The sequence below is a fragment of the Cernens ardua genome (assembly GCF_051251085.1).
GTDB lineage: Bacteria > Pseudomonadota > Gammaproteobacteria > Pseudomonadales > Halomonadaceae > Cernens > Cernens ardua.
The window spans coordinates 401,057-413,902 of sequence record NZ_JBPCZH010000002.1; the positions used below are offsets into that span (position 1 = coordinate 401,057).

At 49.1% G+C, this 12,846-nt stretch carries 9 protein-coding genes and 5 tRNA genes; 7 read left to right on the plus strand and 7 right to left on the minus strand.

Annotated elements, in window-relative coordinates:
* Positions 1-84 precede the first annotated feature (84 nt).
* The 3 genes from LMG33818_RS06235 to msrB all read right to left on the minus strand — a co-directional run bounded on the left by LMG33818_RS06235 (position 85) and on the right by msrB (position 3,035).
* Complete coding sequence (locus LMG33818_RS06235; protein ID WP_442322496.1) at positions 85-1,299, minus strand: pyridoxal phosphate-dependent aminotransferase; 1,215 nt, start codon at positions 1,297-1,299, stop codon at positions 85-87.
* A 237-nt stretch (positions 1,300-1,536) separates the two neighbouring features.
* Positions 1,537-2,517, minus strand: coding sequence for a ribosome biogenesis GTPase YlqF (gene ylqF, locus LMG33818_RS06240; RefSeq protein WP_442322497.1), 981 nt, complete (start codon positions 2,515-2,517; stop codon positions 1,537-1,539).
* 101 nt (positions 2,518-2,618) lie between these two features.
* Positions 2,619-3,035 carry a peptide-methionine (R)-S-oxide reductase MsrB gene (gene msrB, locus LMG33818_RS06245; RefSeq protein WP_442322498.1) on the minus strand — a complete coding sequence of 139 codons (417 nt, stop codon included), beginning with the start codon at positions 3,033-3,035 and terminating at the stop codon, positions 2,619-2,621.
* A gap of 325 nt (positions 3,036-3,360) precedes the next feature.
* Here msrB and LMG33818_RS06250 point away from each other — a divergent pair.
* A tRNA-Glu gene (locus LMG33818_RS06250) sits at positions 3,361-3,436 on the plus strand.
* Between the two features lie 17 nt (positions 3,437-3,453).
* Positions 3,454-3,529: transfer RNA gene (locus LMG33818_RS06255), tRNA-Gly, on the plus strand.
* A gap of 137 nt (positions 3,530-3,666) precedes the next feature.
* Here LMG33818_RS06255 and LMG33818_RS06260 read toward each other — a convergent pair.
* Positions 3,667-4,572, minus strand: coding sequence for a LysR family transcriptional regulator (locus LMG33818_RS06260; RefSeq protein ID WP_442322499.1), 906 nt, complete (start codon positions 4,570-4,572; stop codon positions 3,667-3,669).
* 108 nt (positions 4,573-4,680) lie between these two features.
* On the opposite strand from LMG33818_RS06260, the gene LMG33818_RS06265 reads away from it, so the two are divergent.
* The 4 genes from LMG33818_RS06265 (at position 4,681) to LMG33818_RS06280 (ending at position 7,245) form a co-directional block, all read left to right on the plus strand.
* The gene (locus tag LMG33818_RS06265; protein WP_442322500.1) at positions 4,681-5,421 is read left to right on the plus strand and encodes an SDR family NAD(P)-dependent oxidoreductase; all 741 of its coding nucleotides are present in this window, start codon (positions 4,681-4,683) and stop codon (positions 5,419-5,421) included.
* Positions 5,422-5,717: 296 nt separating this feature from the next.
* Positions 5,718-5,793: transfer RNA gene (locus tag LMG33818_RS06270), tRNA-Glu, on the plus strand.
* Positions 5,794-5,836: 43 nt separating this feature from the next.
* Positions 5,837-5,912, plus strand: a tRNA-Gly gene (locus LMG33818_RS06275).
* A 223-nt stretch (positions 5,913-6,135) separates the two neighbouring features.
* On the plus strand, positions 6,136-7,245 hold the full coding sequence (locus tag LMG33818_RS06280) for a CobW family GTP-binding protein (protein ID WP_442322501.1): 1,110 nt from the start codon (positions 6,136-6,138) through the stop codon (positions 7,243-7,245).
* A 197-nt stretch (positions 7,246-7,442) separates the two neighbouring features.
* Here the strand turns inward: LMG33818_RS06280 and LMG33818_RS06285 are convergent, their stop codons facing one another.
* From LMG33818_RS06285 to LMG33818_RS06295, 3 genes are all read right to left on the minus strand, one after another.
* Positions 7,443-10,157, minus strand: coding sequence for an AAA family ATPase (locus LMG33818_RS06285; protein ID WP_442322502.1), 2,715 nt, complete (start codon positions 10,155-10,157; stop codon positions 7,443-7,445).
* Positions 10,157-11,302, minus strand: coding sequence for a metallophosphoesterase family protein (locus tag LMG33818_RS06290; protein ID WP_442322503.1), 1,146 nt, complete (start codon positions 11,300-11,302; stop codon positions 10,157-10,159). The genes LMG33818_RS06285 and LMG33818_RS06290 overlap by 1 nt, the downstream gene beginning before the upstream one ends.
* A gap of 267 nt (positions 11,303-11,569) precedes the next feature.
* On the minus strand, positions 11,570-12,205 hold the full coding sequence (locus LMG33818_RS06295; protein ID WP_442322504.1) for a GNAT family N-acetyltransferase: 636 nt from the start codon (positions 12,203-12,205) through the stop codon (positions 11,570-11,572).
* Positions 12,206-12,326: 121 nt separating this feature from the next.
* Here LMG33818_RS06295 and LMG33818_RS06300 point away from each other — a divergent pair.
* Positions 12,327-12,402: transfer RNA gene (locus LMG33818_RS06300), tRNA-Glu, on the plus strand.
* Positions 12,403-12,846: the final 444 nt, after the last annotated feature.

A 12,846-nucleotide genomic window follows, 5' to 3' on the forward strand; every position in this document is an offset into this window, starting at 1 on the left:
TTTGTCGTGCGATTAACAACAGAAATCTGACCTTCTACTGTTAATCGCTTGATTCAATTCTCCTTAGGAGATATAGCGCGAAAATTAGCGACGCCGTGCCAGGAATCGCGCAAAACGATCCAGTGCTTCATTCAGTACATCGACCTGTGGCAATGTGACCAATCGGATATGATCCGTTCCGGCCCAGTTGAATGCGCTGCCATGTGCCAACAGGATTTTCTCTTCTAGCAGAAGGTCCAACATCAGTTGTTCATCGTCCTTGATGTCGTATACCTCCGGGTCAAGACGCATGAACATGTACAGCGCACCCTTGGGTTTGACACAGCTGACGCCGGGTATCTCATTCAGTTTTTTCCAGGCCACATCACGTTGTGCCAGTAGGCGGCCGCCCGGGAGGACGAGGTCATTGATGGACTGATATCCACCCAAAGCCGTTTGGATAATGTATTGTGCAGGCACATTGGAACACATGCGCATGGACGCCAGCATGTTCAGCCCCTGAATGAAGTCGCCGGCAGTACTTTTATCACCCGAAATAATCAACCAGCCTGCACGGAAGCCGGCGCAGCGGTAATTTTTTGACAGGCCATTCAGGGTGAGTACCAGTACATCATCAGCGAGCGAAGCCGTGCTGATATGCTTGACGCCGTCATAAAGAATTTTGTCGTAAATTTCGTCGGAGAAAACAATCAGGTCGTTCTCTCTTGCTACCTGCAGGATATTTTCCAAAATACGCTTGGAATAAACAGCCCCCGTCGGGTTGTTCGGATTGATGAGGACAATAGCCTTCGATTGTGGAGTGATCTTGGCACGAATGTCTTCGATATCCGGTTCCCAGCCTTTCTCTTCATCACAAAGATAATGAACAGCCTTGCCGCCAGCCAGATTGGTTGCTGCAGTCCACAGAGGGTAGTCCGGGGAGGGAAGAAGGACTTCGTCACCGTTATCAAGCAGCGCTTGCATTGACATCATGATTAGCTCGGATACCCCGTTACCAATGATGATATCCTCGATATCCACGCCCTTGATATTCTTCAGCTGTGATTCATGTTGTACCGCCTTGCGAGCGGAGTAGATGCCCTTTGAATCGCTATAGCCTTCTGCCTGTGGCAAGTGCCGCATCATGTCCTGAATGATTTCCTGTGGCGTTTCAAAGCCGAAGGGCGCAGGGTTACCAATGTTCAATTTGAGAATGCGTTGACCTTCGTTTTCCAGCCGCTTCGCATGCTCGAGCACTGGGCCTCGTATATCGTAGGAGACGTGTTCGAGTTTCTTTGACTTGGTAATCTGCTTTTTCATGATGGCGTATTACACTCTGGGAAATCGTACTTTTATCAACAGTACGTTAAATGTATGGTGCTGGAATGAATCCTGAGCTGATCCAATACTGCTCCAGCAAATTCTACCTTTCTGAACGCTGCCTCACAGGCAAGGTACGCAAGCGGTTGCTTTAAGCGTGCTTTTTCCATGCAGTACGCTCAAGCATACGATTCTGAGCCTTCAATTCAAAGTAGAAACTGCATGAATATAAAAGAATTATTTATCCGAAGAGGAACTCGGATCATCCTCTTCGCCTAAAGGTTCTTCTGAAGGAATATCACTGGGGGCTTCCAATGTAATTCTTCCCAATTTGCCTTCCCGTAATTCATGTAGCAGTACTTCGGCACCACGATGAAGGTCCACGATTCCGCCGCTTTTCAGTCCACCCCGTTTCCTGGCAATCTCTTCCAGAATGGCAGTTCCATCGTAGCCTGCCTGTGCCATCAGATCCGTAAAGGCCGGGCCATCGGTTTCGACCGCCGAAGCGTGTTCTGATGCACCTTCACACCCTTGTGCATCTTTATACAAAAGGAGCTCTTTCAGTTTATAGCGTGCTGTCAAAGCTTGTGGATAGCGCCGTGCCAGCTCGGCTGCCGTGATTGAGCCTACATCAATATAGTCCAGCGCCGTGTCACGAATCGCACCACTGGCCGCCAGGCGATATGCGCTCGCCTGATCCTCTATTTTGGGCCACAGCACCCCGGGGGTATCTGTCAACGCAATACCGCTATCAAGTCGGATGATTTGCTGGCGTTTCGTCACTGCCGGTTCATTACCCACCTTGGCTATCTTGCGACCCGCCAGATTATTGATCAGTGTTGACTTGCCGACGTTGGGTATTCCCATGACCATCACGCGAATATCGCGATCAGCACGCACTTGCCCGGCAAGCTCACGACAAAGCACTGGGATACGCTTGAGTGCTTTTTTATCGCTTGTCACCATGGGGAGAGCACGCGTATCAGGTTGTTGGTCGAAAAAGGTTTGCCATTCCGTTGTGATGGATGGATCTGCCAAATCCTCCCGAGACAGGATTTTCAGAACCGGTTTATGCCTGATCAGTTCAGCCAGCATTGGATTGGCGCTGGAGTAGGGAAGGCGGCCATCGACGACCTCGATCACTACATCGATAGCGGGCAGCGCCTTTTGAATTTCGCGCCGTGCCTTGTTCATGTGTCCTGGAAACCAACCAAGCATGTTTTTACCTGTTGTGAAAAATATGACTGTGTAAAATTAAAATAAACTGCGCTGACTGAGCCTGCCTGATCTGGCTTTTCTCCAGGGGGAGAGAAAGAGAGCTACTGTGCGTCTTCGTCGGGAACAAATTTCATCGCGACGGAGTTGATGCAATAGCGCAATCCCGTTGTTTCCCTCGGGCCGTCAGGGAAAACGTGGCCCAAGTGAGAGTCACAACGTCGGCACGTTACCTCGACCCGACGCATGCCATGGCTGGTATCCATGTGCTCCTCAACAGCGGCATCTGCCAATGGCCTGTCGAAGCTGGGCCATCCGCAATGTGATTCAAATTTATCGTCATTGCGGAAAAGTGGTGCGCCACAGGCAATACAGTGAAAGGTACCGCGAATGGGAGAAACCTCGTAATCGCCACTAAAGGGACGCTCTGTGCCCGCCTGGCGGGTGACATGGTATTGTTCAGGTGTCAGGCGTTCGCGCCACTCGGCATCCGTTAATGTCACTTTGTCATCGTTGCTCATCGCTAGCCTCATTCTCGACAGTCTTTATAGTGATAATCGTTATAGTAATGTTCATCAGTGAAGCAATGCTCATCAATGAAGATGGGTACCGTGCTTTCTTACTATATAGGTATTATAAGGCTTTCGAGCCCCACGATCATTATCAGCGATATGTTTACGCCAATTGAGTGATAACTCACTGATTGGCATGGGGTTTGAAACATCGTGTGAGCGTATCCGCGGTGCGATTCACTCTGTTTTTTTAGTTGACAGTGGAGTAGTAACTCAGTAATATGCGCGCCACTTGTTACGGAGGGGCCGCATGGTAACGTCCGTAGTCAGATAAGTCCCGTTCGTCTAGTGGCCTAGGACACCGCCCTTTCACGGCGGTAACAAGGGTTCGAACCCCTTACGGGACGCCATCCAGTCTAATGACTCGGCGGGAATAGCTCAGTTGGTAGAGCGCCACCTTGCCAAGGTGGAGGTCGCGAGTTCGAGCCTCGTTTCCCGCTCCAAATTGTGCAATAGAGATATCCTGATTGTTTGGATATCTCTGTTTGAAAAAGGAGCCCAAGGGCTCCTTTTTTTGTTTGGCTCACCTATTCAGGAGAATGGTGAGAATAACGTTGAAGAATACAAAGAACAAAAATACTTAATATTCTGTTGTATCTTTCCGGGAAGACAAGTAGTCGAGCAAGGCGCGTAGGGGTGGCCGCATCTGTTTTCGACTCGGGTAATAAAGGTAGAAGCCTGGAAAGGCAGGAGTCCATTCCTTTAATAGCTGTACTAGATGGCCACTGGTCAGAAAGGGATCAACCTGGTGGGAAAATTGATATGTGATGCCCACACCATCAAGCGCCAGTTGCGTCAGCATTTCCGGTTCATCGGTGATAATCGGGCCTTCCACATTTATTTCGCATGATTTCCCGTCGCGCTGGAACTCCCAGCGATAGACACTGTCATCACTTGGGCGTCGGTATGTAAGGCAGCGATGATGCCGTAAATCACGTGGTTCCTGTATGATTGAATGCCGCTCTATATATGAAGGTGAGGCGACCACTTTCATCTGCAGGCGCTTGCTTAGTCTCACTGCGATCATATCCTGATCCAGTTGTTCACCCAGCCTGATCCCCGCATCAAACCCAGCGTCTACAATATCGATCAATGCATCATTGGTAACCACGTCTACCTGAATATGAGGGTGCTTTTTGAGAAATTCGCTCAATAACGGGGCCAAATAATGAACGGCTGAGATTCGAGCGGCATTCAGTCGAATATGACCCGAGGTTCTTTGTGTCGTCAATGCATCGTGTACGGCTATATCCAAGCCTTCAAGGGCGGGTTTAAGATGTATCATCATGCGTTTGGCTGCCTCGGTAGGCGACACGCTTCGCGTTGTTCTATTCAACAAGCGCAGTTCCAGACGTTCTTCAAGATCTCGAATCATCAGGCTCAACGTTGACGTTGTTATACCTAAATGTGCTGCCGCTTTGGTGAAACTTCCCTGTTCTATCACCATGGCCAGCGCTTGTAGTTGGGTAAATTCACGACCACGCATTATTGTGTTTTTCCATAATAGTGACTGTAATAATTTCGATATTATCAAACTGTACTTGTGTCATTACCATCAACGCGTAGTAAATCATCATGTTGACGGAAAAAGACTATGCATAACTTTGCAGGCAAGAACTTTCTGATTACAGGGGCCAGTAGGGGGATCGGATTATCAGGTGCCTTGACCGCTATATCTGCGGGAGCGCGTGTTATCGCTACCGGTCATGATAGAAAACACCTCAAGGCGCTTGATGGATTACTACCTCAGGATTCCATTGCGGTATATAACGATGCGGGAAGTCCTGATACAGGTGAATGCCTTGCCAGGGTAGTCGAGACATTTGGGCCTTTGGATGGTATTTGGTTCAATGCAGGCTATGCATTTCTGCAAGAAATGGATCAAGTTGATAGCCATTCTTTTGATGCTCTTATGGACGTGAATGTACGTGGACCGGTGCTTCAACTTGCGGCATTGTCCCGTTATCTTGTCGATGGTGCTTCTGTTGTTGTCACCTCGTCTACCTCCGCTTATGAGGGTGCCCCCACGACAGACGTGTATGCGGCAACCAAGGGCGCTCTGGTTTCTCTGGTACGTTGTTGGGCATCGACCCTGGGCTCAAGAGGTATACGTGTCAATGCGCTGTTACCCGGTCCGATTCAGAGCGGCTTTCGCGATTTCATGGCGCCCGAACAACGTACGGCTTTTGAAGCTGGCGTACTCAATCAACTGGTAATCAAACGAATCGGTAGTGCACAGGAAGCGGCAAATGTAGCTTTGTTCCTGTTATCCGACCATTCGTCGTTTGTGACCGGCTCGCAGTACTTTGTTGATGGTGGGCTAACGATGGTGTAGCGAGCGACCCATTAGAGGTTTCCTATCGGTTAAATGACCATGGCAGTTAACCATATAACTGATATTGGGTCGCTTCCCCTGGTTTACGTCTCTGCTGACAATCCGGTTTTACTGCGCACAAAATTTCGCGGAAGGGGTTGCCAATTGATTTAGCTTGGTCCATAATGCACGCCGTTCTTCTGGAGTAGGGGAAAGAAAATCTCCTATTTATTAGCAGGTTACCTTCAATTCAGTATTTAAGAATGTAGGTTATACCTGTTCAGGAAAACATCAGGATATTATATCCTACGGCATACGTCCCATTCGTCTAGTGGTCTAGGACACCGCCCTTTCACGGCGGTAACAGGGGTTCGAACCCCCTATGGGACGCCACTTCTGATGATGCTATTGCGTTCGTGTAATGCATTCAGTGAGTGCGGGAATAGCTCAGTTGGTAGAGCGCCACCTTGCCAAGGTGGAGGTCGCGAGTTCGAGCCTCGTTTCCCGCTCCAATATTTTTATCCCCCCTTATATTGCTACACTCTATTTTACGCAGTTAGTGAATTTACCTTTTTTCCTTTCTTGACTTTCTCTCTTCCATGGTTTTTCTTCTATAGCTTCCCAGCGATATTTTATAGTTTTCCAGCGATATTTTTCGACGAATTTTGCTTCGTCTGCTGATACGCTATTCCTTTCCTGTTCCTCTCTTGTCCCTTTATGGAATCGGCTATACCCATGAATAGTGCTCCCGAGAATGGTTTTTTAACGAAGGGTGATTCAACCTATAGGGCTTCCAAAAAAATCCCTATCACACTCTTGACCGGATTTTTGGGAAGTGGGAAAACGACGGTGCTGAATTATTGGCTCCAACAACCAGCGTTGGCTGATACCCTGGTCATCATTAATGAATATGGTGAAGTCTCTCTGGATCATCAACTGGTGATTTCAAGTACCGAGCAAGTCGTAATGGCCATGGAGAACGGCTGTCTATGTTGCTCTGTTCGCCACGATTTGATTCAGACATTGAATGACAGTCATTGGCGTTTTTCACGTGAGGGAAAGCGGCAATTTCGGCGTGTTCTGATAGAGACAACCGGGTTGGCTGATCCTGCTTCGATTATCCATACGTTGACGACGCACCCGCAGTTGGTCCGTAAATATCAGTTGGAAACAGTGGTGACGACGGTTGATACGCTGACAGCGGAAACCACACTTGATCATTATGAAGAAGCGCGTCGGCAGGTCGCTGTAGCAGACGTACTATTGCTGACCAAAGGCGATCTGGTGGGTGAAGAAAAAAAGAATGCAGTGTTTCAACGCCTTCAAGGTAAACACTCTGCCGCGAAAATGATCTTTGTGGAAGAGGGTGCGGTAAATCCTCAGGATATTTTCAATAAAGGGATATACTCACCCGAGGCAGGTCTTTACGCGGGGACTTCAGGCGCTAGTCCGACAAGTACATCTTTTCACTTTTTTCCCTCTACGCAGACCTTGCAGGCAAGCGATGTTGTCGATCTCCCTTTCCATCATAATGATGGCATCCAGACATTGACCCTTGTTATTGAGAAGCCTATTCGACGAGAGCGGCTGGAAGGTTGGTTAGCCCATATGCAGGCTACTTATGGTAGTCATATATTACGTATGAAGGGGATAGTGAATCTGGAGGGGAAAGAGGTGCCGTACGTGATTCATGGTGTCCAACATCAACTCTTTCCACCAGCGCCATTACCAGTAGGGGCAGTTGAGGATCATTTCTCACGCATAGTATTTATTACGAATGACATCGAATGCGCTGAAATGCAGGCGCAGTTGGATGATTTTCGTGCGCAGATCATGGCATCTTGAGGATTTTGCCAGGGCAGGCTACATGGGTGGTGCAGGGGGTAGTCAAAGTCTGAAATGATATCTTCAGGCGTTAGCCCAATGGTTAGGCATAAAAAAACCCGACTAAGCGCCGGGATATCAAAAGGGATCTTTGCAAGGAACAATTATCTATATTGACTGGCCTGTTCCGGATTAGTTCAAAATTTTCCGATATTTTCTTAAATTTTTTCCTCAAGAGGTGTGAGCGAGGCCATGGTGCGTGCTTCTACACCCAAATCATTCCAATAAGCAGGGTGGCAGCTGAAGATCAAAATCTGGTGACGGCTTGATGCATCATAAAGAATGCGCTTCATTTGAGTCAGCCGTTCACTGTCAGCGTTCACCAGCGCATCGTCGAGAATCAGTAAAGTGGGGTGCCCCGAGGCTTTTAGAAGGTCGGCATAGGCCAAGCGGCTGATCACGCCCAGCTGTTCACGTGCGCCAAAACTTAGTTGTTCAATATCACCCGCACTTTCGCCCTGTCCTTGCAAACGTTTCAGTGCTTGTGGAATCAGCTGTTCGTTCAGTGTCAATTGAGCCTCTGGAAATAGTAAGCGCAGATAGTGGTTGATCTTCTCCAGAAGGGGGGCCTGCAATTGCTGAACCAGTTGTTGGCGCTTGCTTTGTAACTTGCCCAACAGAAGGTTGAGAGCGGCTTCCCTTCGCTTGAATTCTTCACAGCGTTGACTTGCTTGTGCCTGTTTGGGGGCCAGGTGCGCTACTTGTTCTTCAAGCCCTTGTGCTCCCAGATTTTCCAAGAGTGTTTCGAGCTTGATTTGCCGGTTTTTTCTGTCCTGTTGTGCTTGCAGAAAGTGTTGCAAACTTTGGTTCAAGCGTTGAACATCCTGCTCCAATAGAGAGGGGTTTACGTCTTTCAATTCTGTTTGCAGGGTAGCCAAATGTTTTTCATATGTTGTGATTTCGGCTTTCAATGAGACAGATGCTGTGCTTAATTCACGCTGTCTGGTCACGCGTTCTTCGGACGCCAGCTTTTGTTGCGCACGTTCCAGTTCCGCCTGAAGTATTTGCACGGTGGCGGTTGTCCCTTCTAGAGCGACCTGAGCCTGATGCAGTAACGTATTTTTTTCATCCAGACGTGTTTTGAGGCTTGCTTCTTCCTGTTCCAACGTGTGAATGTCAGTCGCTGCGACCGGTAGTTGATTCGTAGTGTCGTCATTTCCGCTCGGGTTTGCCTTGTCGGATGTTTCGAAGTCAGAAGTATCAATGGCGGATAGCTGCTGTTGGAGTGTGTCAGCCTCATGTTGTAATTGAAGGTGCGTGGTTTTCAATGCATCGAGCCCTTCAGGTGCCTGTGCTTCCAACCGTGTTCGTGCATGAAAGGTCTCGCGTTCAAGCTCACGGTAGTCATCCAGTCGTTTTTTGGCGTCTTCCAGTGAGGTAACGCCCAATGTTTCAAGAAGAGTGCCTACCTGTGCTTCCTGTGCCTGTTTCTGATCCACCAACGAATCCAGGTCGCTGTTGCCTGGTGTTAGTGTAATTTCCCCAATATCAGGCAGCACTAGTGTTTCAGTGTCCAACAGTCGATATTGGCCAGCTCCTTCAATGGTGGTATTACCCAACGTGAGCCTTTGCCCTTCATTAAGACGATACGTTAATAAAGGCGCCTTACTGTTAAGCTGTATGGTTAGATGAGTCAGCTGCTGCTGCGCAGATTCCAGCTGATTAACAGCATTGGCATCAATCGCTACCTTGTACAGTTTCGCTTCAAGTGCCTTTAACGCCTTTTGTGCTTTTTCAACGGTGGAAATCCGGTTTTCGAGCTGAGAGATTTGTTGTTTGGTCTGCGCCTGTTGCTGCCTGAGGCTCTGCCATCTTTCTTTATTACGTGCAGATACAAGCGAGTGACGCTGTTTTTTCAAAGCCTCTTTCAAGGATTGCACATGTTCTTCAAGTTTGATGCGTGCCGTATCCTGCGCTGTCAGTGTCGCCTGCTTTTCTTCCAACACCTGCTGACGTTGCTGTTGCTCCCGGACATCATTGTCATGGGCGAGTAATTGTTCGATGACTTCGCTATGCCGCTGCTTTCGTTGCGCCAATTGTTGGTGCTGTTCGTCAAGTTCCCTTTGCTGACGTTGTACATCAGCCAGTTTCGTTTCTGCTTCGTTGAGTTGCCGGGTCAGTTGGCCCTGCCGGTCTTCCTGCTCATCCGCACGAATGTCGTTGTGGAGACGTGCCAATTCATCCACGTAGGACTCATATGCAGTAATCTGTGCCTTAAGGGCGGCAATTTCATCGGTCAAGGATGCTTTTTCGCTTAACGCTTGAGCATATTCCCCTCGGGGTTTTCGGTTAGCCGGCGTTACTAATTCATTCCGCAGGTTTTCGACCTGCTGGATCAGCTGATCCCCACTGGAAGAGGAAACCTCGCCCACCATGGATTCCAACACGCTGCGGATTCTATCCGATGCATGGCTGACAGGGGCAGCGATGTCCTGTGCTTCCCCCTGTTGAATCCAAAGCAGGCCAGGGATACCTTGCTGTGCAGGTTTGCTGTTCCCTTTGGCAGCATAAGTAAAGCCAAGAAGGGACTCCAGCCGTTGTTCAGCATCATCACCCTCGTAGGTAGTACCATCGATCGTTAGCACACAGCGCTTTTTAGCCATGAAACTTTTTAACAGCCGGTACTGTTTTCCTTCATGTGTGAAGCGGATATCGACAGTTGGCGCCGTGTTGCCTTGCTGCCAGGGTTGCAGATATTCCAACTTGCTGGAGCGATAACGCTCGAAAAAAGCGCTACGTATGGCGGTTACCAGCGTACTCTTTCCTGCTTCATTCGGGCCGACAAAAAGATTCAGCCCGGGTGTCAGATGATCTACCGTGAACGTGTGGGAAAAGCGTTTGAATTCACTGAGGGTCAGCGATTGTAATTCCATCAATGGTGCTCCTCGTGTTTGCCTTGCGCCAACAGGTCGGCAAGGATCACCAATGCATCTCTTGCAGTTTGGGGGTGTTCATCATTTTGGGGGGAAGAGGGGGGAACTTCCTGTTCTTCACGTAGCTCCTGAATAACTGCCCCAACATAACCATCGGCGGCCAGCTGTACGATGTCCTGCTCGCTGGGCATGATACGAAGTTCGTGCATGGAAACATCAAATGCACGAGCAACGCCTTGCGCTTGCCCAGTGGCCTGAGCGATACGTTGATAGGCTTCTATCGTTACACTGCCGGTCAGATTGAGATCCACTACGGCGTGAGCATCCAGCCCTTCCAACCAATGGAGTAATGCATCCATGTCGCTTTCAATATTGAGCGTGAAGGCATGCGCAGTCCACTGGAACTGCCCCGATCTGAGTGGTGTAACAACGGGGATGGCGGTGGGAGAGGCCAATTCAACCAGTAATACCTGACCACTTTCATTGTTACGAAAACGATCCGGTTCAGGCGTACCCGAATACCAGGTGCGGTCGTTGATTTGCATCATGCCGTGCCAATCGCCCAGCGCCAAATATGAAAGGTGGGCCTTTTCTGCACGCTGGGGATCAATCGGGTTGGCGGCATCGATGTCACTATCCAATAGCCCCGTGACACTCCCATGAGCGACACCGACGCGATAAAAGCCGTCTGGTGTAGTGGCGTGATCAAACCAGGCTGTCAGATCCTGATAAGTATGGCGCTGCGTTAGCGGGGCTGGAAGAATGGATAGTTGAAGATCCTCGAAATAAAGGGGCTCCGCCTGAGTACAGACAACAACATCCTCGGGAATGATGCCCATACGGTGTGCCTGTGTCCACACTGACTCTACCAGAGCCGCATCATGGTTACCCGGGATCATAATCCATGGCCCATCAAAGGCCTTTAATGCATTGAAGAGACGACGCACAGTTTTGTCAGCCACTGTTTGAGCATCGAACACATCGCCAGCGACTACGACCGCATCCACGCTATGTTCACTCGCAAGGCGGGCGATGTTCTCGACACATTGAATGCGCGCTTCAGAAAGAAACAGGGCATCATCGGGATCAAATTGCCCGAAAGGTTTGCCTATTTGCCAATCAGCGGTGTGTAGAATCTTCAGCAAGAGGAGCTCCAGCAGGTTTTAATTTATGACTAGTTTACCGTGTCATACTCCTTTTTGGAGGAGATAAACCGGCCTTTTTATCCCTGCTTTATGACCTCGACAAATATACTCGTCCTATTGTCTGTTTTCGAAACGGGTTACACGATGGTTGAAACCATCATCGTAAGCGTTGTGCTGGTGGTTGAAATAATGTGCTGGTGGTTGAAATAAGCAGGTGGTTGAAATAAATAGCAGGGAATACGTAACTTCCCGGAAACGTAGTGGCAGTCACATCAATGTCGTAATGTCCTGCCAACCATAAGCGCAATCGATCAGGGTAATATCGCCCCGCTGATCTTCTTTTTTGAGCACGTTTTCGCCTCCCAGACTTTCGTAAAAATCCCGAGCCTTACGATTGCTATCCAGCACCCAGAGCGCCGCACGGCGTGTTCCCTGAGCGTGCAGACTTTCCGCCATCCGGGCCATGAGCCCTCGACCAAACCCCAGTTTCTGGTAAGCACGAAGAATATATATGGCTTGAAATTCACCTTCATATCCTGACTCAAGCAGCGTTTGATCCCGCTGAGGGCTACAGCAGGCAAATCCCACTATCAGCCTATGGGCTTCGCGGATGAACTCTGCCACGAAAACGTGCATACCCGTTAAAAGAAGTGGCATCTCCGTGGAGGGTGTGGGCTGGGAATCAGTTGTCGGTTGCGAGCTCAAAACCCGATGCCAGAATGTTTCCCGCTTTTTGAAACTGAGTTTGTCCAGCATCGCCTGGGGTAATATCTCGGTATAGGTTTCACGCCAAGAGGCGACGTGAATTAACGCAATGGCATGGGCGTCTTCCACAGTGGCCGGGCGGATGAGGAGCTCGTGCGCATCGAAATGAGGCTTGGTCGTTTTATTTTGAGGGGCCATCGAAGGTGATCTCCCTTGTTTCCCTACGAATATGATTTTTATGTAAAAAAAGCTTGCCAAGTGCCAATATTATATGAATAATACGCCGCGTTGTTGAGCGACACAGCTCAGCGGCTTATGCGTCCCATTCGTCTAGTGGTCTAGGACACCGCCCTTTCACGGCGGTAACAGGGGTTCGAACCCCCTATGGGACGCCACTCAATTTTTCCATGTCCTGTATAGATTATTCAATCTATCGCCATCCCTACACAGCCAGATTCCTCAATCATAGCGCCTCCGTTTTGCATCATCCCTGTTTTTTCTACATCCGCCGTTTGTTTGTCATGGCCTGTCTTTAGCGAAAGCAATTAATTCAATACGTTCTTCATACTGCTGATCTTTTTTGCCTAACCGCTCCATCTTGCGTCTTCCATCATGCTATCAACAGCAATGCGTGTACAAGCTTTACTCAGGTGGAAAGGGCATTATCCCAATCCCGTTATGTTGTTCGCATGGTAGCGGCAGACTATGGAACCATCAGTACATGGAAGCGTCATTACAGAGTCGTGTAAGAGTGTAAATTCCATGAGGTACAGAAGATGGGTGAATGGCTTATAAAGAAAAATAGCAAAGTGAGGGGACAGGGAGAAACGTGCCAGCCT

What these genes read in the sequence shown, in the direction of transcription:
- LMG33818_RS06235 (WP_442322496.1), bottom strand. Translation starts at nt 1,299, where the DNA reads ATGAAAAAGCAGATTACCAAGTCAAAGAAACTCGAACACGTCTCCTAC.
- ylqF (WP_442322497.1), bottom strand. Translation starts at nt 2,517, where the DNA reads ATGCTTGGTTGGTTTCCAGGACACATGAACAAGGCACGGCGCGAAATT.
- msrB (WP_442322498.1), bottom strand. Translation starts at nt 3,035, where the DNA reads ATGAGCAACGATGACAAAGTGACATTAACGGATGCCGAGTGGCGCGAA.
- LMG33818_RS06260 (WP_442322499.1), bottom strand. Translation starts at nt 4,572, where the DNA reads ATGCGTGGTCGTGAATTTACCCAACTACAAGCGCTGGCCATGGTGATA.
- LMG33818_RS06265 (WP_442322500.1), top strand. Translation starts at nt 4,681, where the DNA reads ATGCATAACTTTGCAGGCAAGAACTTTCTGATTACAGGGGCCAGTAGG.
- LMG33818_RS06280 (WP_442322501.1), top strand. Translation starts at nt 6,136, where the DNA reads ATGAATAGTGCTCCCGAGAATGGTTTTTTAACGAAGGGTGATTCAACC.
- LMG33818_RS06285 (WP_442322502.1), bottom strand. Translation starts at nt 10,157, where the DNA reads ATGGAATTACAATCGCTGACCCTCAGTGAATTCAAACGCTTTTCCCAC.
- LMG33818_RS06295 (WP_442322504.1), bottom strand. Translation starts at nt 12,205, where the DNA reads ATGGCCCCTCAAAATAAAACGACCAAGCCTCATTTCGATGCGCACGAG.